At 56.5% G+C, this 22,793-nt stretch carries 22 protein-coding genes and 2 pseudogenes; 13 read left to right on the forward strand and 11 right to left on the reverse strand.

What is annotated here, in order from left to right; all coding sequences use genetic code 11:
* Positions 1-121: 121 nt before the first annotated feature.
* Positions 122-982, reverse strand: a complete 861-nt coding sequence (locus tag AAEZ03_RS23045; RefSeq protein ID WP_173430580.1) for a MurR/RpiR family transcriptional regulator — start codon at positions 980-982, stop codon at positions 122-124.
* A gap of 205 nt (positions 983-1,187) precedes the next feature.
* On the opposite strand from AAEZ03_RS23045, the gene zwf reads away from it, so the two are divergent.
* From zwf to AAEZ03_RS23060, 3 genes are read left to right on the forward strand one after another with little or no spacing between them, the layout of a single operon-like run.
* Positions 1,188-2,657 (forward strand): glucose-6-phosphate dehydrogenase, encoded by a 1,470-nt coding sequence (gene zwf / locus AAEZ03_RS23050; RefSeq protein WP_262125031.1) that lies wholly within the window; start codon positions 1,188-1,190, stop codon positions 2,655-2,657.
* Positions 2,644-3,357 (forward strand): 6-phosphogluconolactonase, encoded by a 714-nt coding sequence (gene pgl / locus AAEZ03_RS23055; protein WP_350581844.1) that lies wholly within the window; start codon positions 2,644-2,646, stop codon positions 3,355-3,357. Before zwf ends, pgl begins: the two co-directional genes overlap by 14 nt.
* A gap of 17 nt (positions 3,358-3,374) precedes the next feature.
* On the forward strand, positions 3,375-4,040 hold the full coding sequence (locus tag AAEZ03_RS23060; RefSeq protein WP_401094869.1) for a bifunctional 4-hydroxy-2-oxoglutarate aldolase/2-dehydro-3-deoxy-phosphogluconate aldolase: 666 nt from the start codon (positions 3,375-3,377) through the stop codon (positions 4,038-4,040).
* Positions 4,041-4,189: 149 nt separating this feature from the next.
* Here AAEZ03_RS23060 and AAEZ03_RS23065 read toward each other — a convergent pair whose 3' ends face one another.
* Positions 4,190-4,426 (reverse strand): DUF3820 family protein, encoded by a 237-nt coding sequence (locus AAEZ03_RS23065; RefSeq protein WP_048367925.1) that lies wholly within the window; start codon positions 4,424-4,426, stop codon positions 4,190-4,192.
* A gap of 205 nt (positions 4,427-4,631) precedes the next feature.
* Here AAEZ03_RS23065 and AAEZ03_RS23070 point away from each other — a divergent pair, with 205 nt between their 5' ends.
* Positions 4,632-5,099 (forward strand): ferritin-like domain-containing protein, encoded by a 468-nt coding sequence (locus tag AAEZ03_RS23070; protein ID WP_048367924.1) that lies wholly within the window; start codon positions 4,632-4,634, stop codon positions 5,097-5,099.
* A 118-nt stretch (positions 5,100-5,217) separates the two neighbouring features.
* Here AAEZ03_RS23070 and AAEZ03_RS23075 read toward each other — a convergent pair whose 3' ends face one another.
* Both AAEZ03_RS23075 and AAEZ03_RS23080 read right to left on the reverse strand, forming a co-directional pair.
* A complete protein-coding gene (locus AAEZ03_RS23075; protein ID WP_123749777.1) occupies positions 5,218-5,688 on the reverse strand; it encodes a MaoC family dehydratase in 471 nt (156 codons plus the stop codon).
* 76 nt (positions 5,689-5,764) lie between these two features.
* Positions 5,765-6,709, reverse strand: coding sequence for an alpha/beta hydrolase (locus AAEZ03_RS23080; protein WP_350581848.1), 945 nt, complete (start codon positions 6,707-6,709; stop codon positions 5,765-5,767).
* Between the two features lie 199 nt (positions 6,710-6,908).
* Here AAEZ03_RS23080 and fadD2 point away from each other — a divergent pair, with 199 nt between their 5' ends.
* On the forward strand, positions 6,909-8,597 hold the full coding sequence (gene fadD2 / locus AAEZ03_RS23085; protein WP_278940223.1) for a long-chain-fatty-acid--CoA ligase FadD2: 1,689 nt from the start codon (positions 6,909-6,911) through the stop codon (positions 8,595-8,597).
* A gap of 361 nt (positions 8,598-8,958) precedes the next feature.
* On the forward strand, positions 8,959-10,650 hold the full coding sequence (fadD1, locus tag AAEZ03_RS23090) for a long-chain-fatty-acid--CoA ligase FadD1 (protein WP_350581850.1): 1,692 nt from the start codon (positions 8,959-8,961) through the stop codon (positions 10,648-10,650).
* A gap of 151 nt (positions 10,651-10,801) precedes the next feature.
* Here the strand turns inward: fadD1 and AAEZ03_RS23095 are convergent, their stop codons facing one another.
* Positions 10,802-11,182 (reverse strand): hypothetical protein, encoded by a 381-nt coding sequence (locus tag AAEZ03_RS23095; RefSeq protein ID WP_153433134.1) that lies wholly within the window; start codon positions 11,180-11,182, stop codon positions 10,802-10,804.
* Positions 11,183-11,380: 198 nt separating this feature from the next.
* Between AAEZ03_RS23095 and AAEZ03_RS23100 the strand changes: the two genes are divergently transcribed.
* The 3 genes from AAEZ03_RS23100 (at position 11,381) to def (ending at position 13,237) form a co-directional block, all read left to right on the forward strand.
* A complete protein-coding gene (locus AAEZ03_RS23100; RefSeq protein ID WP_350581853.1) occupies positions 11,381-11,572 on the forward strand; it encodes a CsbD family protein in 192 nt (63 codons plus the stop codon).
* Positions 11,573-11,750: 178 nt separating this feature from the next.
* Positions 11,751-12,695, forward strand: coding sequence for a YihY/virulence factor BrkB family protein (locus tag AAEZ03_RS23105; protein WP_048367914.1), 945 nt, complete (start codon positions 11,751-11,753; stop codon positions 12,693-12,695).
* 2 nt (positions 12,696-12,697) lie between these two features.
* Entirely contained in the window at positions 12,698-13,237 is a 540-nt protein-coding gene (gene def, locus AAEZ03_RS23110; protein WP_048367913.1) for a peptide deformylase, read from the forward strand.
* On the opposite strand, the gene AAEZ03_RS23115 is transcribed toward def, so the two are convergent.
* Complete coding sequence (locus AAEZ03_RS23115) at positions 13,191-13,643, reverse strand: GNAT family N-acetyltransferase (protein ID WP_048385613.1); 453 nt, start codon at positions 13,641-13,643, stop codon at positions 13,191-13,193. The genes def and AAEZ03_RS23115 overlap by 47 nt on opposite strands.
* A gap of 490 nt (positions 13,644-14,133) precedes the next feature.
* On the opposite strand from AAEZ03_RS23115, the pseudogene AAEZ03_RS29300 reads away from it, so the two are divergent.
* Positions 14,134-14,802: pseudogene (locus AAEZ03_RS29300) on the forward strand (PAS domain-containing protein); the annotation flags it as partial.
* Positions 14,803-14,925: 123 nt separating this feature from the next.
* Positions 14,926-15,354 (forward strand): annotated as a pseudogene (locus tag AAEZ03_RS29305) (methyl-accepting chemotaxis protein); the annotation flags it as partial.
* Between the two features lie 137 nt (positions 15,355-15,491).
* On the opposite strand, the gene AAEZ03_RS23125 reads toward AAEZ03_RS29305, so the two are convergent.
* Complete coding sequence (locus AAEZ03_RS23125; RefSeq protein ID WP_123749783.1) at positions 15,492-15,971, reverse strand: hypothetical protein; 480 nt, start codon at positions 15,969-15,971, stop codon at positions 15,492-15,494.
* 143 nt (positions 15,972-16,114) lie between these two features.
* Entirely contained in the window at positions 16,115-17,146 is a 1,032-nt protein-coding gene (gene gntR / locus AAEZ03_RS23130; RefSeq protein ID WP_278940233.1) for an HTH-type transcriptional regulator GntR, read from the reverse strand.
* A gap of 228 nt (positions 17,147-17,374) precedes the next feature.
* Between gntR and AAEZ03_RS23135 the strand changes: the two genes are divergently transcribed.
* Both AAEZ03_RS23135 and AAEZ03_RS23140 read left to right on the forward strand, forming a co-directional pair.
* Positions 17,375-17,908: a gluconokinase gene (locus AAEZ03_RS23135; RefSeq protein WP_048367908.1), complete on the forward strand. Its 534-nt coding sequence runs from the start codon at positions 17,375-17,377 to the stop codon at positions 17,906-17,908.
* Positions 17,909-17,993: 85 nt separating this feature from the next.
* Entirely contained in the window at positions 17,994-19,346 is a 1,353-nt protein-coding gene (locus AAEZ03_RS23140) for a GntP family permease (protein ID WP_153433130.1), read from the forward strand.
* Between the two features lie 186 nt (positions 19,347-19,532).
* Here AAEZ03_RS23140 and alaC read toward each other — a convergent pair whose 3' ends face one another.
* The 3 genes from alaC to AAEZ03_RS23155 all read right to left on the reverse strand — a co-directional run bounded on the left by alaC (position 19,533) and on the right by AAEZ03_RS23155 (position 22,637).
* Positions 19,533-20,741 (reverse strand): alanine transaminase, encoded by a 1,209-nt coding sequence (gene alaC / locus AAEZ03_RS23145; RefSeq protein ID WP_123749785.1) that lies wholly within the window; start codon positions 20,739-20,741, stop codon positions 19,533-19,535.
* Between the two features lie 203 nt (positions 20,742-20,944).
* Positions 20,945-21,442, reverse strand: a complete 498-nt coding sequence (locus AAEZ03_RS23150; protein ID WP_350581859.1) for a GNAT family N-acetyltransferase — start codon at positions 21,440-21,442, stop codon at positions 20,945-20,947.
* A 1-nt stretch (position 21,443) separates the two neighbouring features.
* Positions 21,444-22,637: a GAF domain-containing sensor histidine kinase gene (locus AAEZ03_RS23155; protein WP_262125022.1), complete on the reverse strand. Its 1,194-nt coding sequence runs from the start codon at positions 22,635-22,637 to the stop codon at positions 21,444-21,446.
* Positions 22,638-22,793 lie beyond the last annotated feature (156 nt).

Here is a 22,793-nt window from a genome sequence, read left to right on the forward strand (position 1 = left end):
TACGAGCGAGCTTGCTCGCTATCTTTTAAAAGATCAAAAGATCGCGAGCAAGCTCGCTCCTACAGAGGCAACATGGCTCTGATCTAAACCACGCTGGCCGAACGCGGCAGTCCCAAGGTGATCAGTTGAACTCATCCCCCACCGGATAACGGCTGGCATTCAGGCTTTCTTTGATCTTGCGCAAATGCGGCTGGAAATCCACGCCCCGGCGCAGGGTCATGCCGGTGGCCAGCACGTCCAGCACCGTGAGCTGGATGATGCGCGAGGTCATGGGCATGTAAATGTCCGTGTCTTCGGGCAGCGGGATGTTCAGGCTCAAGGTACTGGCTTTGGCCAGTGGTGAGTTCTCAGCCGTCAGGCCCAGCACCGAAGCCCCGTTGGCGCGGGCAATGCGCGCCACTTCAACCAGTTCACGGGTACGCCCGGTGTACGAAATGATCACGAACAACTCCCCGGTGTGGGCCACCGAGGCGATCATGCGTTGCATCAGCACGTCAGCATGGGCCGTGACCGCCAGGTTGAAACGGAAGAATTTGTGCTGCGCATCCAGCGCCACCGGGGCCGAAGCGCCCAGCCCAAAAAAGTGGATTTGGCGTGCCTGAATCAACAAATCAACGGCGCGGCTGATCAGGTTCGGGTCCAGGGCCTGGCAGGCGCTGTCCAGCGAGGCAATTGCACTGCCGAAAATCTTTTGCGTGTATGCCGCCGGATTGTCATCGGCCTCAACCGCCCGACTCACGTAAGCTGCGCCACTGGCCAGGCTTTGTGCCAATTGCAGTTTTAATTCCGGATAACCGCTGACCCCAAACGAGCGGCAAAAGCGATTGACCGTCGGCTCACTGACCGACGCCGCTTGCGCCAGGGCAGCAATGCTGAACCGGGTCGCTTGTTGCGGGTTCTGGAGAATAATTTCAGCTACCTTGCGCTCAGCCTTGTTCAGCTCTTCGAGGCGGCCTTTGATCTGTTCGAGTAAATTTCGCACGCGGTCCATTTGTGTTCCTTGGGTCGGCGATGCAATCAACCGTGCTAAAGCGGTTCGTGAGGTGGCCTATCCTACTTGTGGCCCGAGATGACCACTAGCGGGAATCTGTTTTTAGAGAAAATGTTGTGTTTATTACTACATTTTTCCTTGAGTGATGCCTTGAAAAAAGGTATTTGTAGCTTAACTTGATAAAAGAACAAACATCATGCCTTCGATTACGGTTGAACCGTGCACCTTTGCCTTGTTCGGCGCCTTGGGCGATCTGGCCTTGCGCAAACTGTTCCCTGCCTTATATCAACTGGACCGTGCCGGCTTGCTGCATGCCGACACGCGCATTCTGGCGCTGGCCCGCGAGCCCGGCGATGCACTGAGCCACCTGGCGCATATCGACAGTCAGTTACGTCAGTATGTCGGTGCCAAAGAAATCGAAGATGACGTGCTCACGCGTTTTTTGGCGCGCTTGAGCTACCTGCATGTGGATTTTCTCAAGACCGAAGATTACGTGCCGCTGGCCGAACTGGCGGGAACCGAACAGCGAGTTATCGCTTACTTCGCCACCCCGGCCGCGGTCTACGGCGCCATTTGCGAAAACCTGTCCAAAGTCGGTCTGGCTGACAACGCCCGTGTGGTGCTGGAAAAGCCGATCGGCTCGGACCTTGAGTCTTCGCGCAAGGTCAACGACGCCGTGGCGCAGTTCTTCCCCGAGAACCGCGTGTACCGCATCGACCACTACCTGGGCAAAGAGACTGTTCAAAACCTGATCGCCCTGCGCTTTGCCAACAGCCTGTTCGAAACCCAGTGGAACCAACGCTACATCTCCCACGTGGAAATCACAGTGGCCGAGAAGGTTGGCATTGAGGGCCGTTGGGGTTACTTCGACAAGGCTGGCCAGCTGCGTGACATGATTCAAAACCACTTGTTGCAGTTGCTCTGCCTGATCGCCATGGACCCGCCTGCGGACTTGTCGGCAGACAGCATCCGCGACGAGAAAGTCAAAGTGCTCAAGGCCCTGGCGCCGATCAGCGCCGAAGGCCTGACCACCCAGGTGGTACGCGGTCAGTACATCGCCGGCTACAGCGAAGGCCAGTCGGTGCCGGGCTACCTGGAGGAAGAAAACTCCAACACCCAGAGCGACACCGAAACTTTCGTCGCCCTGCGGGCAGACATTCGCAACTGGCGTTGGGCCGGGGTGCCGTTTTACCTGCGTACTGGCAAGCGCATGCCGCAAAAGCTGTCGCAGATCGTGATCCACTTCAAGGAGCCGTCGCACTACATCTTCGCTCCTGAGCAGCGCCTGCAAATCGGCAACAAGCTGATCATTCGCTTGCAGCCGGACGAAGGCATTTCCCTGCGGGTGATGACCAAGGATCAGGGCCTGGACAAAGGTATGCACCTGCGCAGCGGCCCGTTGCAATTGAATTTTTCCGACACGTATCACAGCGCGCGGGTCCCGGACGCCTACGAGCGTTTGTTGCTCGAAGTGATGCGCGGCAACCAGAACCTGTTCGTACGCAAAGATGAAATCGAAGCGGCGTGGAAGTGGTGCGACCAGTTGATCGCCGGCTGGAAAAAGTCCGGTGACATGCCCAAGCCTTACGCGGCGGGCTCCTGGGGGCCGATGAGCTCCATTGCACTGATTACACGAGACGGGAGGTCTTGGTATGGCGATATCTGATTTGAAACTGCCCGAAGGTGTCACTGCGCACACCTTCAAAAACCCGGCGGTACTGGCCGAGGAGCTGGCCACTAAGGTGGCCGGGCAACTGAGTGACGCTATTAAAGCGCAAGGCACTGCGACCTTGGTGGTCTCCGGTGGGCGTAGCCCGGTGGCGTTTTTCCAGAGTTTGATCAAACAACCGCTCGACTGGTCAAAAGTGGTCGTCAGCCTGGCTGACGAGCGCTGGGTGCCGGTAGAGCACGCCGACAGCAATGCCGGTTTGCTGAAAAAACATTTGCTTCAGGGCCCGGCTGCCAAAGCGCGCTTTGTGGGCTTGTACAACGTTGCTGCCAATCTTGAAGACGCCGCAGAACAGGCCGATCGAGCCTTGGCCGAGCTGCCGCCGATTGACGTGCTGATTCTGGGCATGGGCGATGACGGGCATACCGCGTCGTTGTTCCCGAACAGCCCGAACCTGGCCGAAGCGTTGACGCTGGATAACCCTCGTCGCTGCTGGCCGATGCTGGCGCCGACCGTGCCGCATCAGCGTTTGAGCATGAGCCGCAGCCTGTTGGCGAGCGCAAAAAACAAGGTCCTGTCGATTAGCGGGCAGGGCAAATTGAACACCCTCAACGATGCGCTGGGAGGCACCGACATTGCCGCCTTGCCGATTCGTGCCTTTCTGCAACCTACGTTAGAGATTTACTGGTGCCCATGAGCCAAGGATCAGCTGCCATGACAACACGCATTGCCAACGTCTCGATGGCGGAAAAAGTCGCCCTGATCGACGAATTGTGCGCCAAGGCGCGCATTCTGCCGGTGATTACCATTGCGCGTAAGCAGGACATTTTGCCGTTGGCCGATGCGCTGGCGGCAGGTGGCCTGACAGCCCTGGAAGTCACCCTGCGTTCGGAGTTCGGCCTGGAAGCCATCCGCGTGCTGCGTGATCAGCGCCCTGAGCTGGTGACCGGTGCTGGCACCATTCTGGATCGCCACATGTTGGCGGCGGCCGAAGAGGCCGGTTCGCAATTTATCGTCACGCCGGGCATTACCCGTGACCTGCTCGAAGCCAGCGTGGCCAGCGATATTCCGCTGCTGCCGGGCATCAGCAACGCCTCCGGCATCATGGAAGGCTATGGCTTGGGTTATCGCCGATTCAAGCTGTTCCCGGCTGAAGTCAGTGGTGGCGTTGCTGCCATCAAGGCGCTGGGCGGCCCGTTTGGCGAAGTGAAATTCTGCCCGACCGGCGGCGTAGGCCCGGCGAACATCCGCAACTACATGGCGTTGAAAAACGTCATGTGCGTGGGCGGTAGTTGGATGCTAGACAGCGAGTGGATCAAAAACGGTGATTGGGCGCGCATTCAAGAATGCACCGCCGAGGCACTGGCACTGCTGGATTGATGACCTTGTAACGAATTGTTGTGTGTTCTACGGTTTTTGGTGCGCTTGGTCGGCGCACCTTTTTTTTGCCTGTCGATTGGGGCCTTATAACCTTTCGGATCAAGATCAAAAGATCGCGAGGCAAGCTCGCTCCTACAGGATTTGTGGCGTTAATGCCGTGGCTTGGGCTTGCCATGTTTGGCCCGCAACGGGTCCAGCAGGTCCGAGAGGCCGTTGTGATCGATCTCTTGCATCAACGCCAGCAAACCACCCAACTCCCCTTTGGGGAAGCCTTCGCGGGCAAACCAGTTCAGGTACTGCCCCGGCAAGTCGGCGATGATTCGGCCTTTGTATTTGCCGAAGGGCATTTCGTGGGTGATCAGCAGTTCGAGTTTTTCGGGGTTCATTCCTGGGCCTCAGTGCGTGCAGCAACAGGTGGAAAATACAGGCATTTTGCATGCAGGCCAAATGACAGATCATGCAAAACCGCCGGAAGCTGGTTTTCTATAATTAGTTAAGTTATTGATTTATAAGGTTATATTTTTATTCAAAAGCTGGCACGAGGACTGCAATCTCTATTGCACGATCCTCAACTCAGCAAGGAATTGAAAAATGACTGACCTTAATAAAGAAGCCATCTCTGTCCTGAACGACCTGATCGAAACCAGCAAAGATGGCCAGGAAGGCTTCAAGACCTGCGCCGAAGACATCAAGAACCCTGAGCTCAAAGCGCTGTTTGTTAAGCGTTCTGCAGATTGCGGTACGGCCGCAGCTGAGCTTCAGGCCGAAGTGCGCAAGCTTGGCGGTGACCCGGAAACCAGCACCAGCGTAGCCGGTGATCTGCACCGTCGTTGGGTCGACGTTAAGTCGATCTTTACCGGCAAAGGTGAAGAGGCTGTGCTCAACGAAGCCGAGCGCGGTGAAGACCATGCGCTGAAAGCGTATAAAGAAGCGCTGGAGAAAATCTCCAAGCACAATCTGGTCGGCATCCGTGATGTGGTTGAGCGTCAGTACTTGAACGTACAGCGCAACCACGACCAGGTTAAAGCACTGCGTAATCAGGCGCGTGCCCGGGCTTAACCTCAGCCCTTAAGCCAATGTGGGAGCGGGCTTGCCCGCGATAGCAGCAACGCGGTCTTTAACAGGACCGCGTTGTTCGTATCGCGAGCAAGCCCGCTCCCACTTTTTTGGCGCTCAATCAGCCAATGCTGATGGCTGGCAACACCGGCAGGTTCACGGTTTGTTGCTTGCGTGGCGCAATGATCTCGGCTTCGCCGTCGACCACGATTTCTTCGCGTTGGTTGAACACACGGGTGGCAATGCGCACGCGAAACTTTGGCAGCTTTTCCAGAATCTCCAGACGCACGGTCAGCGTGTCGCCGATTTTGACCGGCTTCTGAAAGGTCATTTGCTGGCCAACATAAATAGTGCCCGGGCCAGGCAGCTCGCACGCTACGGCAGCGCTGATCAGTGCACCACTGAACATGCCGTGGGCAATGCGCTCTTTGAACATGGTGGCTGCGGCAAATTCAGGGTCGAGGTGCACCGGGTTGTGGTCACCAGACATGGCCGCAAAAAGCTGAATATCACGCTCTTCGACGGTTTTGCTGTAGCTGGCAGTCTGGCCGACTTCGAGGGCTTCGTACGGGGTGTTGGTAACCTGGGTCATCTAGCGCATGTCCTGTGACGGGTGTTTAGTTTCAAAGTTTTGATTTTAAAGTCTTTTTCTAAAATGGGTGGTTCGATTATTCGCTGCGCGGAGGGCGTGAACAGCTTAGCGCCTGATTCAGCCATGCGATGACATCAGCCGTCACATCGTCGCGGTTGGTTTCATTAAATAGCTCATGACGCGCGTGGGGGTACAGGTTGAGTTGCACCTGTTGGATACCCGCCTTGCGCAAAGCGTTGCTCAGATCTACCAGACGCTTGCCTTCACTGACCGGGTCACAGGTACCGCCGATAACCAAAACCGGAAGTGAAGAGTCAATCTGGACGAGATTGGACGCTTTGCTGATTTGCTGCAAGCCACCGAGCAGGTCGACCCACAACTGATTGGTGCAGCGAAAACCGCATAACGGATCATTGGCGTAGGCTTCGACCTCGACCGGATCGCGGCTCAGCCAGTCATAGCGTGTGCGATTGGGCTTGAAGGCTTTATTGAATGAGCCGAACGACAGCCACTCGATCAGCGCGCTGCGACCTTTAGGCCCCTGGCGCCAGCGTTCGAAACGGGCAATCAGGCTGGCGCTGCGATACAGCGCCACCGGCTGAAAATTCGAAGCGCTGAGAATCGCACCCTGCACGCTGGCACTGTGATGCAGCAAGTACGCCTGGGCGATGTAGCTGCCCATGCTGTGACCGAGAATAAACACGGGTGTGCCGGGGTGAGTCTGGCCAATGTGGCGGTTCAGGTTTGCTACATCGCTGACCACGGCGCACCAGCCGTCTTCATCGGCGTAATAGCCCAGCGTGCCGCGTTCTGCCGTCTTGCCATGCCCGCGCTGGTCATGGGCATACAGCCCAAAACCGGCCTCACTCAAGGCCTGGCCCAAACGTGAATAGCGCCCACTGTGCTCGGCCATGCCATGGGCCAGCAAGACAATCGCCTTGGGCTTACCTTCAGGCAGCCACTGGTGCACGAAAAGCCCTGTGCGGTCATTCGTCTCCAGCCAAAAGGTGTGTGGGTTCATGGCAGTTCCTTTACACGGTGTCGTAGCACTGTATAGCGCATTAACGGCACCACAGGCGAAATCACAGTAATAAGATTCAAGATGTAAATGGCGAAGATCGCCTTATTTGCCTACTACTTGATAACTGTTAACGTCCGGATGCTGTGCTTTTACTGCATCACGATGCAGCCAGACATGCTCAGGTAAGAGGATAAAAACAATGCATCCTGATTTCTGGAACGACAAACGTCCCGCAGGCGTGCCGCTGGACATTGATATGACTGCCTTCACCTCCGTGGTGGATGTCTTTGAGCGCTCCTGCAAAAAATTTGCAGACCGGCCTGCCTTCAGTAACCTCGGGGTCACCCTGACCTATGCCGAGCTTGATCGCCATAGCGCGGCGTTTGCCGGTTATTTGCAGCAGCACACCAACCTGGTGCCCGGTGATCGCATCGCGGTACAAATGCCCAATATCCTGCAGTATCCGATTGCGGTGTTTGGTGCATTGCGTGCGGGCCTGGTGGTGGTCAACACCAACCCGTTGTACACCTCGCGTGAAATGCGCCATCAGTTCAAGAGTGCGGGTATTCGTGCATTGGTCTACCTGAACATGTTTGGCAAGCGCGTGCAGGAGGTGCTCGAAGACACTGAAATCGAATACCTGATCGAAGCAAAAATGGGCGACCTGATGCCCACCGTCAAAGGCTGGGTCACCAACCTGGTGGTCGACAAGGTTAAAAAGCTCGTGCCGTCTTACCGGTTGCCGCAGGCCATTCCTTTCAAGCAGGTGTTGCAGCAGGGAGCAGGGCATCCGTTGCGGTCGCTGCAAGTCAGGCTGGACGACATAGCTGTGCTGCAATACACCGGTGGCACCACGGGTTTGCCCAAAGGCGCAATGCTCACCCACGGCAATCTGGTAGCCAACATGCAGCAGATTCGTGGCTGCTTGTCCCAGCATGCCGAAGATGGTTTGCCGCTGCTCAAGGAAGGCCAGGAAATCATGGTGGCGCCGTTGCCGCTCTACCATATCTATGCGTTCACCGCGAATTGCATGTGCATGATGGTGACCGGCAACCACAACATCCTGATCACCAATCCGCGTGATATCGCAGGCTTTATCAAGGAGCTTAAAAACTGGCGGTTCACTGCATTTTTGGGCCTGAACACTCTGTTTGTGGCTCTCATGGATCACCCGGAATTCAAGACCCTGGATTTCTCCTCACTCAAACTCACCAACTCGGGCGGCACGGCGCTGGTCAAGGCCACGGCTGAGCGCTGGGAAAAACTCACCGGTTGCCGCATCGTCGAGGGCTACGGCCTGACCGAAACCTCGCCGGTTGCCAGTGCCAACCCCTACGGCGGGTTTGCCCGGCTGGGAACAGTGGGCATGCCGGTGCCGGGCACGCTCATGAAAGTCATCAGCGATGACGGGGCTGAACTGGGGCTGGGGGAGCGCGGCGAACTGTGCGTCAAAGGCCCGCAAGTCATGAAAGGCTACTGGAAAAACCCCGAAGCCACGGCCGAGGTGCTGGATGCCGAGGGCTGGTTCAAAACCGGCGATATCGCGGTGATCGATCCCGATGGGTATGTGCGCATCGTCGACCGTAAAAAAGACCTGATCATCGTCTCGGGTTTCAATGTGTACCCCAACGAAATCGAAGACATCGTGATGGCTCACCCCAAAGTGGCGAACTGTGCCGTTATCGGAGTACCCGACGAACGGACAGGCGAAGCCGTCAAATTGTTCGTGGTGCCGCGTGCCGGCGGGGTGGGCGTTGAAGAACTCAAGGCGTACTGCAAAGACAATTTCACCGGCTACAAAGTGCCCAAGCAGATTGTGGTTCGGGATTCATTGCCCATGACGCCTGTGGGCAAGATCCTGCGCCGCGAGTTACGAGATACCGTCTGATTCGTTCAGTCAGGCGACAAATGCCCGTGTGCCTTTGGCACGCGGGCTTTTTTATTGAGTGTGAAATCAACCGGGTCGGGTCTTAAAAGGGCCGTTGATGGCGCTGTAAGCCCTTGTTTAGACGGGTTTTGACAAAAATAGAGTTATGGCTCTAATGGTGACTTAGGATTGTAGGACAGTCAGAAAAGTGACGCTAAGGGCCTTTTTTGGCTCTAGGCGGCCTCTGGCAAAGCTGCTACTCTCGGCGCGCTTTGTGACTTCTCGGTAAGTAAAAAAGCCAGAATTACCATTACAAAAATCAAACAAATAATAACCGCATCAAATGCGGTGAAGAATTCGCGACGCTGAGGAGTGGGCTTCCATGATTGAAGACTTTTGGAAGGATAAGTACCCAGCTGGGATTGCTGCTGAAATCAATCCTGACGAATACCCAAATATTCAGACGGTATTGCGCCAATCTTGCCAACGTTTCGCCGATAAGCCGGCCTTCAGTAACCTCGGCAAAACCATCACCTACGGTGAGCTTTACGAGCTGTCAGGCGCCTTTGCTGCCTGGTTGCAACAGCACACCGACCTGCAACCTGGCGACCGTATCGCCGTACAACTGCCCAACCTGTTGCAATACCCGATTGCTGTGTTCGGAGCCATCCGCGCCGGTTTGATCGTGGTCAACACCAACCCGCTGTACACCGCGCGGGAAATGGAACACCAGTTCAATGACTCCGGCGCCAAGGCGCTGGTGTGCCTGGCCAACATGGCGCACCTCGCCGAAAAGGTCGTGCCGCAGACCTCGGTCAAGTATGTGATCGTCACCGAAGTGGCCGACATGCTGTCGCCGTTCAAGCGTGTGCTGATCAACAGCGTCATCAAGTACGTGAAGAAAATGGTCCCGGCGTACCACTTGCCGAACGCCATCAAGTTCAACGACATCCTGAGCAAAGGTCATGGCCAGCCCGTCAAGGAAGCCAACCCGATTAGCAGCGATGTAGCGGTGCTTCAATACACCGGTGGTACTACCGGCGTGGCCAAGGGCGCGATGCTGTCCCACCGCAACTTGATCGCCAACATGTTGCAGTGCAAGGCACTGATGGGCTCCAACCTCAATGAAGGCAGCGAGATCCTCATCACCCCGTTGCCGCTGTACCACATCTACGCGTTTACCTTCCATTGCATGGCGATGATGTTGCTGGGCAACCACAACATCCTGATCAGCAACCCGCGCGATCTGCCGGCGATGGTTAAAGAACTGTCGAAGTGGAAGTTCTCCGGCTTTGTCGGGCTAAACACCTTGTTTATTGCGCTGTGTAACAGCGAGGCTTTCCGCAAGCTGGACTTTTCGCACCTCAAGGTCACCTTGTCGGGCGGTATGGCGTTGCAATTGTCAGTGGCTGAGCGCTGGAAGACCGTGACCGGTTGTCCGATCTGCGAAGGCTACGGCATGACCGAAACCAGTCCGGTGGCGTCGGTCAACCCGATCCAGAACATCCAGGTGGGCACCATCGGGATCCCGATGCCTTCTACCTTGTGCAAAGTCATCAACGATGCGGGCGAAGAGTTGCCGTTGGGTGAAATTGGCGAGCTGTGCATCAAAGGCCCGCAGGTCATGAAAGGCTACTGGGAGCGCCCTGACGCCACCGCCGAAATCATGGACAGCGATGGCTGGTTGAAGTCCGGTGACATTGCGGTGATTCAGCCGGATGGCTATATGCGCATCGTTGACCGCAAAAAAGACATGATCCTGGTGTCGGGCTTCAATGTGTACCCGAACGAGCTGGAAGACGTCATGGCCTCGTTGCCAGGTGTTTTGCAGTCGGCGGCGATTGGTATTCCGGATGAGAAAACCGGTGAACTGATCAAGGTCTTCATCGTGGTCAAGCCGGGCATGACCCTGACCAAAGAACAGGTCATAGCGCACATGCGGGCCAACCTGACGGCTTACAAAGCACCCAAGATCATCGAGTTCCGTGAAAGCCTGCCAACAACCAACGTGGGCAAGATCTTGCGTCGCGAATTACGCGATGAAGAACTGAAAAAACTGGGCCTCAAAAAGTAACCTCGCCCAGACACAACAAAGCCCCGCATTGCGGGGCTTTGTTGTTTTTGCAGCGGCTGCACACCCTCTGTAGGAGCGAGCTTGTCTCGCGATCTGTTTAAAAGATCAAAAGATCGCGAGACAAGCTCGCTCCTACAGGGGGCTAACTCAATTACTTCTGCAGGAACTGCGCGAAATTGACGCCGGTGCCTGTCGGACGCACGTCCTGCAGGAAGGAGTCTTTGTCAGCGCTCAGTTCAAGGCTCATGGTCGGCGTGCGTTTGTGCGTCGCACGGACCACCATGCCTTCGCGTTTTTCACGCAGGAAAGCGGTAGTGACCTTCAAATGCAGCAACTCATCGGTGCTCGGGGTGTGCAACAGCAGGTGCACCCATTCGTATTGACCAATAGCCAGGCGGGCCAAAGGAATATCGAACCACCAAATGTTCTTGTTGGTGTTCAACGTAGCGAGATGGCAGTTGTTGACGCCCAGTACCGCGCCGCCAAGTTCCTGGTTTCTGCGGGCGATGGCCTGCTTTTTATCGAGTTTCATAACCTTCCTACAATTGCGGATCTTCAGCGCCATAGCCTGAATACGTTGCGCATTCTCAGGGGTTAGCGGGCAAACATAAAGCGCAACCTGCGCTGCGCGACGAAATGAGCCACAGAAAATAAATGAAACTCTGCTCGACATCTGCGGGTCAACCTAGATGTCGAGAATGACATCCGAACTTTCACTAGGAGAAATCCCATGAGCAGCACTGGCGATAAGATCAAAGGCATGGCGAACGAAGCAGTAGGCAATGTCAAACAAGCGGTGGGTAAAGCCACCGACAACGACAAGCTGCGCGCAGAAGGCAAAGCCCAGGAACTGAAGGGCGAAGCGCAGCAGACTGTCGGTAAAGCCAAAGATGCAGTGAATAACACCGTCGATAAAGCGTAATCGGGTACTTCGTCACTTGCCCTGAAAACGGCCATCCTTGAGGTGGCCGTTTTTATGGGTTTTGCGGTTACGTATTTCCAAAGTCGCCATTTGAACTACTTTTGAGGTAAAACCCCCGTACTGAACCCGTTGCAGAGGGTGTGTCGAGCTCAATTTATAAGCGGCGAAAGGAGACGCTATGATTTTTCCGGTCTTGAATGGCCTGCCGTTAGGCAAAGTGTTGGTGCGTACGGTCAAAGAGTTTATCGACGATGAAATGTCGACCTACGCTTCGGCATTGGCCTATCAAATGCTCTTCTCGCTGTTCCCGTTCATCCTGTTTCTGATCGCACTGATCGGCTTTTTGCATTTGCCCGACTTTTTCAGCTGGCTGCGTTTGCAGTCCGAGCTGGTCCTGCCGCCACAAGCGCTGGAGCAGGTGAACCCGGTGATTGACCAGTTGGAGCAATCGAAGGGTGGCTTGCTGTCTTTCGGTATTGTCGTCGCGCTGTGGACCGCCTCGGCGGGCGTGCGCTTGATGATGAGTGCCATGAACGCCGCCTACGACGTGGTGGAAGGCCGGCCGATCTGGAAGCGTTTTCCGCTGTCGATTTTTTACACCATCGGCATTGCCGGAATGCTCCTGGCTGCTGCCGCGTTGATGGTGCTGGGGCCGCAAGTGATGGGCTGGCTGGCGGGGCAGGTGGGGCTTGAGGAGTTTGTGGTCACGCTGTGGACCATCCTGCGCTGGCCAGTGATTATCTTGCTGATGATGGTGGCTGTGGCGGTCATTTACTACGTGATGCCAGACGTTGAGCAGAAGTTTCGTTTTATTACGCCAGGCTCGGTGTTGGCCGTGGTGGTGTGGATCGCAGCGTCGTTGGGTTTTGCGTTTTATGTGAAAACCTTCGCCGATTACAACGCGATGTATGGCAGCATCGGGGCGATCATTGTGCTGTTGCTGTATTTCTATATTTCGTCAGCCGTATTGTTGTTGGGGGCTGAAATGAACGCTGTTATCGAGCACATGTCAGCTGAAGGCAAAGATCCGGGTGAGAAAACCTTCGAAGAGTCCGACGACACACCGCATGTGTCCGGGCTTGGGCGCGACCACTCCCTTAAATCCACTTCAGATGAAGCCTGATTATGATTCGTGAAATTTTGAAAATGGGTGATGAGCGTCTGCTGCGAGTTGCCAAGCCAGTGCCTCCCGAGATGTTTGATACGCCAGAGCTGTGGCAATTGATCGACGACATGCTGCAGACCATGGAGCACGCCGGGGGCGTTGGTCTGGCGGCTCCGCAAATTGGCGTTGATTTGCAACTGGTGATCTTTGGCTTCGAACACAGTGAGCGTTACCCGGACGCCGAACCCGTACCGCAAACCATCTTGATCAACCCGCTGATCACGCCCTTGAGCCCTGCAGTTGAAGAAGACTGGGAAGGCTGCTTGTCAGTGCCAGGGCTGCGCGGTGTGGTCGAGCGCTTCGAGAAGATCCGTTACGAAGGTTTTGACCCCAAGGGTGATCCCGTCGTACGCGTTGCTGATGGCTTTCATGCGCGCGTGGTGCAGCACGAGTGTGATCACCTGATCGGCCGTCTGTACCCGTCACGCATCAAGGACTTCAGCAAGTTCGGCTTTATTGAGGTGTTGTTCCCGGAGCTGGCGCCGGGCACGCAAGAGTAGGCTCAAGGCCCATCGCTATCATCGCTTTATTGCGTTGATAGCGAACCAGCCGCTCATGCAGTACATAGGGCAAGTCGACTTCCACGCTAAACCCCAGCCCTTCATAAAAGCCTTGCAACTCGGGGTCGCAGAACAGCCATACCGGCCCCTCGCAGGCTGCCACAGACGCCTTCACCAATGCCCCGGCAACCCCTTGCCCTCGTAGCGCGGGCGCAACAAATAACCCGGTCAGCCAGTAGCCATGTGCCATTGAGCGCAGGCACAACCCGCCAATGATGTCTTGTTGGCGTGCGACCCATAGCTGTGCGTCTTTACTGGCTTTCATCGACGACTGATGCGCGCGGTAAAACTTATTCATTAATGGCCACAATGGCGCTTCGAGCGGGGCGTAAACAATGGCGGTCATGTCGTCCACGGGCGTTAAAAATAAGCGCGCAGTATATACACAGCGCTGAATCATTTAAGTCTCTCGATCTGTATTCGTTTGAGTGTTTATTGGCGATGAGAAAGTGCACTTTCCGGGCTTTTTTGAATATTCACGTTTAACCATAAGTTAGCCAGCTATCCGAATCGAGCAGATGCCTGCAGCCCGTACTGTGCGTTTCGTCGCCCCTTGCTGGCAATTGGCTTGCACCCTGTTTAGGCCTGTCTATGCTTGGGATCATAGGGGCCCGAATATGAAGTGGCTTTTCCCCTGATTGGTTGTAATGCAAACAGCAAGCGTTACATGGGCTGAGGTTTTGTTGTGCCTTGAAAATTACACATCATCACAAGAAAGCACCATCAGGGGTTGAGTCATGTTTAATTCGCGTCGCAAAGCCGACCTGCTCGAGAATCAGCGCTTAAGTTGTTCTTTGGAGGACATGAAGGCCAAGGCATTGGCCGTCAGTCGCTCAATGGCCATTATCGAGTTCACCCCTGAAGGGATCATTCTTGAGGCCAATGACAATTTTTGCCGGGTGATGGGTTATACCGTCGACGAGATTCGCGGCAAGCATCACCGGATTTTTTGCGAAGACGCTTACCAGCGCGGCATTGAATACGCGCAATTCTGGAAGAGCCTGGCCAGTGGTGCGCCGTTGAGCGGGACGTTTACCCGGCTCGACAAAGCAGGGCGTGAAATCTGGCTAGAGGCCAGCTACATGCCGATCACCGACGCCAGCGGGCAGGTGCTCAGTGTGATGAAAGTGGCGGCCGACATCACCGACCGGGTCAATAAAGAGCACGAAAACCAGAGCATCGTGAATGCCTTGAGCCGCTCCATGGCCATGATCGAGTTTTCACCTGATGGCCGGGTCATCAATGCCAATCAGAACTTTCTCAACACTGTGCATTATTCGTTGCAAGAGATCGTAGGCCAGCACCACAGCATGTTTTGCCGTCGCAGCGAAGCCGAGTCCGCCGAATACAAAGCCTTTTGGGAGTCGCTTAATCGCGGCGAATACCATTCCAGACGTTTCGAACGGGTCGATAAATATGGCCACACGGTTTTTCTGGAGGCTTCCTACAACCCGATTTTCGATGCCAAAGGCCGCCTGTATAAAGTGGTGAAGTTTGCCAGCGACATCACTGCACAAGTCAGCAACCTGCAAACCGCCGCTGAATCGGCCCACGCGACATCAGTGCAAAACGACGCCTGCGCGCAGAAAGGTTCGCAAGTGGTTCAACAAACGGTGCAAACCATCGAGGCTATTTCCAAAGACCTCAACGAGGCCGCGAGCAGTATCGATGCGGTGAGCAAACAGTCGGAAATCATCGGCAAAATCGTCCAGACCATTCGCGGCATTGCCGATCAAACCAACCTGTTAGCGCTCAATGCGGCCATTGAAGCGGCCAGGGCCGGTGAGCATGGCCGTGGCTTTGCGGTGGTCGCTGACGAGGTCAGGAGCCTGGCGGCGCGTACCAGTGCGGCAACCATTGAAATTGTCGAGGTGGTACGTAAAAATCATGACTTGTCGTTGAGCGCGGTAAACAGCATGCAATCGAGCTTGAGCCGAACCGGGCTGGGGGTTTCACTGGCCAATGAGGCGGGAGAGGCGATTCTGGAGATCCAGCAGGGCTCCCGGCATGTGGTCGACGCCATCAGCCAGTTCAATTCAACGTTGCAGATCAGTTGAGGCGCGTGCCCGTGGGAACGGGCTTGCTCGTGATTGAATCGGCGTGGTTTAACGGTAAGACCGCGTCGACAGCATCGCGAGCAAGCCCGCTCCCACGATGCCCTTCTGTTACCGGGCTTGTAATTCGAGATGTGCGGTCACACCAAGTCGGTTGAGCGCTTCTCAGCAACCTGCTGCTGGGCGGCAGCCTGTTTGATCGCTTCTTTTTGCTGCATGAGCGCGGTGATCTGGTCGGTAATTGCCTGCTGTTTCTCGGGCGGCATGGCTTTCACATCGTCTTCCGTCAGGCCCATTTCCTTGAGCAACTGTTCGCGAATCCGCTGCGCCGGTGACTTGCTCATGTAGTCCTTGAACTCGTCGGTGGCCGAGGTCTTGGCCGCCGTGCCGGTGCTTGAAGCGCTGGCCTGCAACATGACCCGGGTTTTGGCGAAGGCCGCGTTGACGTTATCCGCTTGCGCATTGCCGGCCACGGATGCCGGGGTTGCCTGGAGGTTGGTCAGTGGCTGAGCATTCTGCTGGGCCGCGCTGTACAACGCGCTGGCGGCAGCGTTCGCCGGGTCGAGGTCGGTGCGCTGGGTCTTTTGAATTGCAGACGTATGCTGCGTGTTGATCAACATGAATGTGCCCCTCTAAAAGGTGATGACTATTAGCAGGGCAATAACCGTGCCCAGTCGCAAACACCCATTTTTAAAGGGCCGCGGCTGGGCGAGGGTGGAGGGGGGCAGGGCGAGCGGACAATTCTTGCCGCTCGGCGGCGAACTCAGGTGCTTTCGCGCAGCATCAACTCAAAGCCCATGTCTTGCACCGGCTGTTGCACCTTGTTGCCCGCCATCAATGTGAGCATTTGCTCGGCGGCGCGACGGCCAATGGCTTCTCGTGGCGTACGAATGCTGCTCAGGCGCGGCACCATGAACTCGGAAGAAGGCAGGTCGTTGAAGCCCAGAATGGAAATTTGCTCCGGGATTTTAATCCCGCTGCGGGCGGCTTCCAGCAATGCACCGTGGGCAAGGTCGTCGTTACCAAAAAAGATCGCGTCAACATGAGGGTGAGTCGCCAGCAACTGTAAAAACAGCTCGCCGCCCAGGCCCACGGAAGAAGGGCGTGGTGTCAGTACTTCCAGGTCCGGGTTGTACAGCCCGGCCTCCTGCAAGGCGCGACGATAACCTTCGCCGCGCAAGAGCGTGCGTTGGTCGAGTTGTGCACCGATGTAGGCAAGGTGTCGACGCCCGCGTGAGATCAAGTGCTGGGCTGCTGTTTCACCGGCTTTTAACTGCGAGAACCCAACGCAATTAAGGCCTGCACCGGCGTCCAGTTCCATCATGTACACACAAGGTGTATTGCTCGCTTCAAGCATGCGCCGTGAGCTTTCAGTGCGGTCAAAGCCGGTCAGCAACAGGCCGCGGGGCTGGTACGCCATGTAGTTGCGCAGCAGGTTTTCTTCTTCCTCGCGGGAGTAGTGATAGTTACCGATCAGCACTTCAAAACCTTTGGGGCGCAAGACCTCGTGGATGGCTTCTAGTGTGTCGATAAACAGCAAGTTGGATAACGAGGGCACCAGCACCACTACCGAGTGGCTTTGCGCCGAGGCCAGTGCCCGAGCGGCAGGGTTGACCACGTAGTTCAGTTCGTCGGCAGCCTGGCGTACTTTTTCGGCCAGCTCTGTGGCCACGCTGCTGATACCGCGCAAGGCGCGGGAGGCGGTAATCGGGCTGACACCCGCCAGTCGGGCGACTTCATTAAGGGTCGGGCGGCCCGTGGTACGGGGGTTTTTATCGTTTTTAGAGGAGGTCATCAGGGCGGCTTGCCAAACAAAAAACAAGTCACTAAGGTAGCGCTGTCCTTGTCTGTCGGCAATTGCCTAATTGTCTGTGGGATTATTCAAGATCTTTGTATGTCGAGAGCGTCACGGCGTCTCCCCATAAAAATGAGAAATAGACGTCGGTAGCCTGGTCTTTGTGCTTTGCTTTCAGCTAGTGAACGCTTTGACTAAGACAGCGCTGTCTACGGACTGAGGTGTTTCATGAACCAACCTATCACTGCCCTGGTCATCATGGGTGTTGCCGGCTGCGGCAAATCCAGTGTGAGCCAGGCGTTGTGCCATCTTAATGGCGCAACGCCGATTGAAGGCGATGCCTTTCACCCGGCGGCCAACATTGAAAAAATGAGCGCCGGCATTCCCCTGACCGATGAAGACCGTTCTGGCTGGCTGGACAGCTTGTGCGATGAACTGCGCACGGCGATTGCCCGTGGCCAGCGCCCGGTGCTGACCTGTTCGGCGCTTAAATTGCGTTACCGCGAGCGTTTGCGTGCCGCCGTTGATGGCCTGGGTTTCGTGTTTCTGGAACTGACGCCGCAAGTGGCCGCTGACCGGGTGGCGCATCGCCCGGGGCACTTTATGCCCAAGACGCTCATCGACAGCCAGTTCGCGGCTCTCGAATCGCCGAGCAAGGAACCCTTGGTGCTGACGCTGAATGCGGCGGCCCTCAACATTGACCAGTTGGCGCTCGCTTCTCATGAGTGGTGGCGTGAACATTCTTTACTGGCAACGTCATGATTTTGTTTCAAAAAGACAGCGCTGTCTGTTTGATCCCAGGCTGTTCATTCGTCGTTGATAATAAAAACAAGGCAGGAGACGCCCCATGCTAGGCATGTCCCAACACACCTTTCTACTGCTTGATGCAGTGGTGACGATCATCGGGCTGATCGTGCTGATCACTCGGTTCAAAATACATCCCTTTATTGCCCTGATTATCGCGTCGGCCTTTTTGGGCCTGACCACCGGTATGCCGGCCGACCAGATCCTCAAGTCGTTCCAGGAAGGTTTTGGTGGCGTACTGGGCTTTGTCGGGATCATTTTGGCGCTGGGCACGATGCTCGGCAAAATGATGGCTGACTCGGGCGGCGCCGATCAGATTGCTCGCACCTTGATCCGTGCCTTCGGCAAGGAGCGTGTGCAGTGGGCGATGATGTTTGCTGCGTTCCTGGTGGGCATTCCGCTGTTTTTCGAGATCGGTTTTGTCTTGCTGATTCCACTGGTCTTCATCGTGGCGCGGCGTACCGGCGTGTCACTGATCAAGATCGGTATTCCGTTGCTGGCCGGTTTGTCGGCGGTGCACGGTCTGGTTCCGCCGCACCCTGGCCCGTTGCTGGCGATTGGCGTGTTCGGGGCGGATATCGGTAAAACCATCCTGTACGGTCTGATCGTGGCGCTGCCGACAGCGATCATTGCTGGTCCGATTTACGGCACGTTCATCTCCAAATACATCCCGGGCAACCCGTCTCAGGAACTCGTCGACCAACTGGCCAGCGAGCCGGAGTCCAGCAGCCTGCCGAGTTTTGGTATCACTCTGGCCACGGTGCTGTTGCCGGTGTTCCTGATGTTGCTGAAGACATTTGCCGACGTGGCATTGCCCACGGGTAACTTCTTCCGCGGCTGGATGGACATGATCGGCCACCCGATCAGCGCGTTGTTGCTGGCGTTGCTGTTGTCGCTCTACACCTTTGGTGCGCGGCAGGGGATCGATTCCAAGCGCGTGCTAAAGCTGCTCGACGCGAGCCTGGCGCCGACGGCTGCGATCGTGTTCATCATTGGCGCGGGCGGTGGCTTCAAGCAGATGCTGGTGGCCAGCGGCGTGGGTGATGTGATCGGCCATATGGCGGTGCACGCCAACATCTCGCCTATTTTGTTGGCGTGGCTGGTGGCGGCGGTGATTCGTATCGCGACCGGTTCGGCAACCGTGGCGACCATTACCGGGGCGGGGATTGTGTTGCCGGTGGTGGATATGATTCCGGGCGTGAACCGCGAACTGCTGGTGCTGGCAACGGGCGCAGGCTCGTTGATTCTGTCGCACGTCAACGATGCGGGTTTCTGGCTGGTCAAGCAGTACTTCAACATGACCGTGGTTGAGACCTTCAAGACCTGGACCGCGATGGAAACCATCCTTTCGGTTGTCGGCCTGATCTTCATCATGCTGCTGTCGTTGGTGGTTTAAGACGCTCGTTGAGGCCTTCGGCGGCTGTGTAGCAGTTGCCGAAGGCTACGTCCGGCGGCGTAGCCGTCGTAGAGTCAGGCGACTCGATTCTCCCAATAAATCGCGTGTCCGGACTTTACGATCGCTTCGCAATCGGACGCAGCCTCGCTCGGCTCGTCAGCTGCTACATAGGCGTAATGGGCTTGTTCAGCTAGCGCTCAAACCGTCCGCGCGGAACATCGCGCGGATACCGCGCAAGGCCTGACGGATACGGTCCTGGTTTTCAATCAGGGCAAAGCGCACATGGTCGTCACCATACTCACCAAAGCCTACACCCGGTGAGACACACACCTTGGCATCGGCCAGCAGTTTCTTGGCAAACTCCAGCGACCCCATCTCGGCGTAAGCCTTGGGAATCTTGGCCCAGACGTACATCGACGCTTTCGGGTTTTCGACCATCCAGCCCAGCTCGTGCAATCCTTTGACCAACACGTTACGACGCTGACGGTATTGCTCGGCAATGTCTTTGACGCATTGCTGGTCGCCTTCAAGTGCCGCAATGGCCGCCACTTGCAGCGGGGTGAAGGTGCCGTAGTCGTGGTAGCTCTTGATCCGCGCCAGCGCGTTGACCAGTTCCGGGTTGCCGACCATAAAGCCGATTCGCCAGCCCGCCATGTTGTAGCTTTTGGACAGGGTGAAGAACTCGACGGCGACGTCTTTGGCGCCAGGCACCTGCATGATCGAAGGCGCTTTCCAGCCGTCATAGACGATGTCGGCGTAGGCCAGGTCATGAACCACCAGCACGTCGTACTGCTTGGCCAAGGCCACCACGCGCTCAAAGAAATCCAGTTCGACGCACTGCGCCGTCGGGTTCGACGGAAAGCCCAGAATCATCATTTTGGGTTTCGGGATCGAGCCGCGAATGGCTTTTTCCAGTTCTGCAAAAAAGTCCACGCCCGGAATCAAAGGCACCGAGCGCACCTGCGCGCCAGCAATCACGGCGCCGTAGATGTGAATCGGGTAGCTGGGGTTCGGCACCAGCACGGTGTCGCCCTGGTCGAGGGTGGCGAGCATCAAGTGCGCCAGACCTTCTTTGGAACCGATGGTGACGATGGCTTCGCTTTCCGGGTCGATCTCCACGTTGTAGCGATCGGCGTACCAGCGAGAAATAGCCCTGCGCAGTCGTGGGATGCCACGCGAAGTCGAGTAGCCGTGAGTGTCCTCACGCTGTGCGACGGTGCAGAGTTTTTCAACGATATGGGGCGGCGTCGGGCCGTCAGGGTTGCCCATGCTGAAGTCGATGATGTCTTCGCCACGGCGTCGGGCGGCCATCTTCAGCTCAGCAGTGATGTTGAACACGTAAGGGGGGAGTCGATCTATGCGCGCAAAGCGGCGCGGCGAACCTTGGTCTGCCATGTATGCCTCTGATACGTAAGCGCCCGGAACCGTCCGAGCGACGTTGACCACTGCGGTGGTCTGCGGCGAGACAATAAACGGCGTAATGGCCTTTTGTCTAGATGTCTGGCGAGAGATTTTTCTGAAAAAGCAGATTTATTTAGGCGTTTTTCCTATTACCCGCTCCGCGTTTTGCCAAAGGCTCGTTTCAATGGGGGTGCTGGTCAAGCCGCGGGCTTTGCCTGCAAGGGCGTGAGAGGCAACACCAAACGCCGCTCACCCCGATAGGCTTCGCCGCGCTCAGACCAGCCCTGGCTCAAGTAAAAAGCCAGGGCTGACGTGTTGTCGGGGCTCACCGACAACATTAACTGACTGACGTCGGGCCAATAGTGCTGGATGTCCTGCGCGAGCAAGCGCAAACAAACCTTGCCCAGCCCTTGCCCTTGCAGTTGCCTGTGCACCTGCAAGGCGTGCAGCGTGGCGCTGCCGGCGTCAGCCCAGTGCGCCAACAGCGGATGCCGCTTGAGCAGCATAAAGGCCACAGGTCGTTCATCGATTAACAGGGCAAAGCCTTTAATCCCCGGATGGCATTGCGCGGGCAATGAGTACAAGGCGCACGCGATGTCACCACTGAACGGTAACTGTTCTGGCAGCACCTCAATGGCGAGCAGTTGCTCGCGCTGCACAGCGTTAAGGTCTTCATAGGGGCAGAGGCGGGTCATGCTAGGCCTCAGGGGGCAGGGAAAGCGGCATGGTAAAAGTGAACGTTGTGCCGTGCAGTTCGTCCGACATCACACTCAGGCGGCCATTGTGGGACAGGGCAATCTGGCTGGCAATGTACAAACCCAGGCCAAGACCGGCTTGCGGCGTGTTGCTGGCGGGGCGCGAGTACGGTTGAAATAAATGCGGCAGCGCTTCAGTTGGGATCGGCTGGCCCTGGTTAGTCACGCTTAGCGCAAACATTGCGTTCTGCGCCGTCCCGGTGATGTGCACCGGACCTGTTGCAGAGCCATGGGCGATGGCGTTTGCAAGCAGGTTGGAAAGCAACTGAGCCAGGCGGCTGCTGTCACATTCAATGCTTTCTAGCGAGCCGATTGCCGATTCGATCTGCCGCTCAGGGTAAATATGGCGGACTTCCGAGATCACGTGTTCGAGCACTTGCGTGAGGTCCGGGCACGGGCTCAGCAGCACCGGGATCCCGCTGCCGAGCCTTCCACGGGCGAAATCGAGGACGTCTTCGACCAGCTGCGAGGCGCGCAGGCCGCAGGTTTTGATGTGTTGCACGAGATCATGGGTTTGAGGGTTCGGGTACTTGCAGAGCAAGCGATCTGCCGCAGTCGTCATGGCGAACAACGGGTTGCGCAGGTCATGGCCGAGCACCGCAATAAACTGCTCGCGCAGCTCGGCGTGTTCACGGGCCAGCGCCAGCTCGGATTGCGCGTGTTCCAGGTTTTCTTCGGCTTCAATTTGCAGCGAGATCAGACGCGCAAAAGACTCCATGGTGGCCTGGATCGAGGTGTTTTTAAGGGCCGCAGGTTCAGGGTCCAGTGCGCACAACGAACCAAACAAACGGCCGTCGGTGCGGAACACAGGTATCGTGAAGTAACTCTCGAATCGGTAGATTCTGGGCGTTGGGTGGTCGTGGTACAGCGGGTCTTCGCTGGCTTTGTCGATGAGGATGGGCAATTGCGAATTCATGCTTTCAAAGCACAACGTCGTGACCAGGTCCAGTTCACCTCCAGGTTTCAAGCCAAACCCCAGATTGTCGAGCACGGCGCAGGCTGTCCAGCTGTTAGGCGTCACCCGGGCAACGGCAGCAAAGCGCATGCCGGTCATTTCAGTAACCACCTGAAGGATTGCCGGGACTGCGCTGATCCGGTTAATCGTGGCGATATCCGCAGCGGCACTTGGCCTCATAGAAGAGAATCTCGGCTTAAATGTTATAAAAAGATGATTTTAGCCACTCTGGGAATAACGGTACAAATTTGTATAAATATTGTATGCATTTGCTCGCCTAAACCCCTGCAGGAGCGAGCTTGCCTCGCGATCTTTTAAAAGATCGCGAGGCAAGCT

Origin of the sequence: Pseudomonas sp. HY2-MNA-CIBAN-0224 (assembly GCF_040310285.1) — a bacterium.
GTDB classification, from domain to species: Bacteria; Pseudomonadota; Gammaproteobacteria; order Pseudomonadales; family Pseudomonadaceae; genus Aquipseudomonas; species Aquipseudomonas helleri.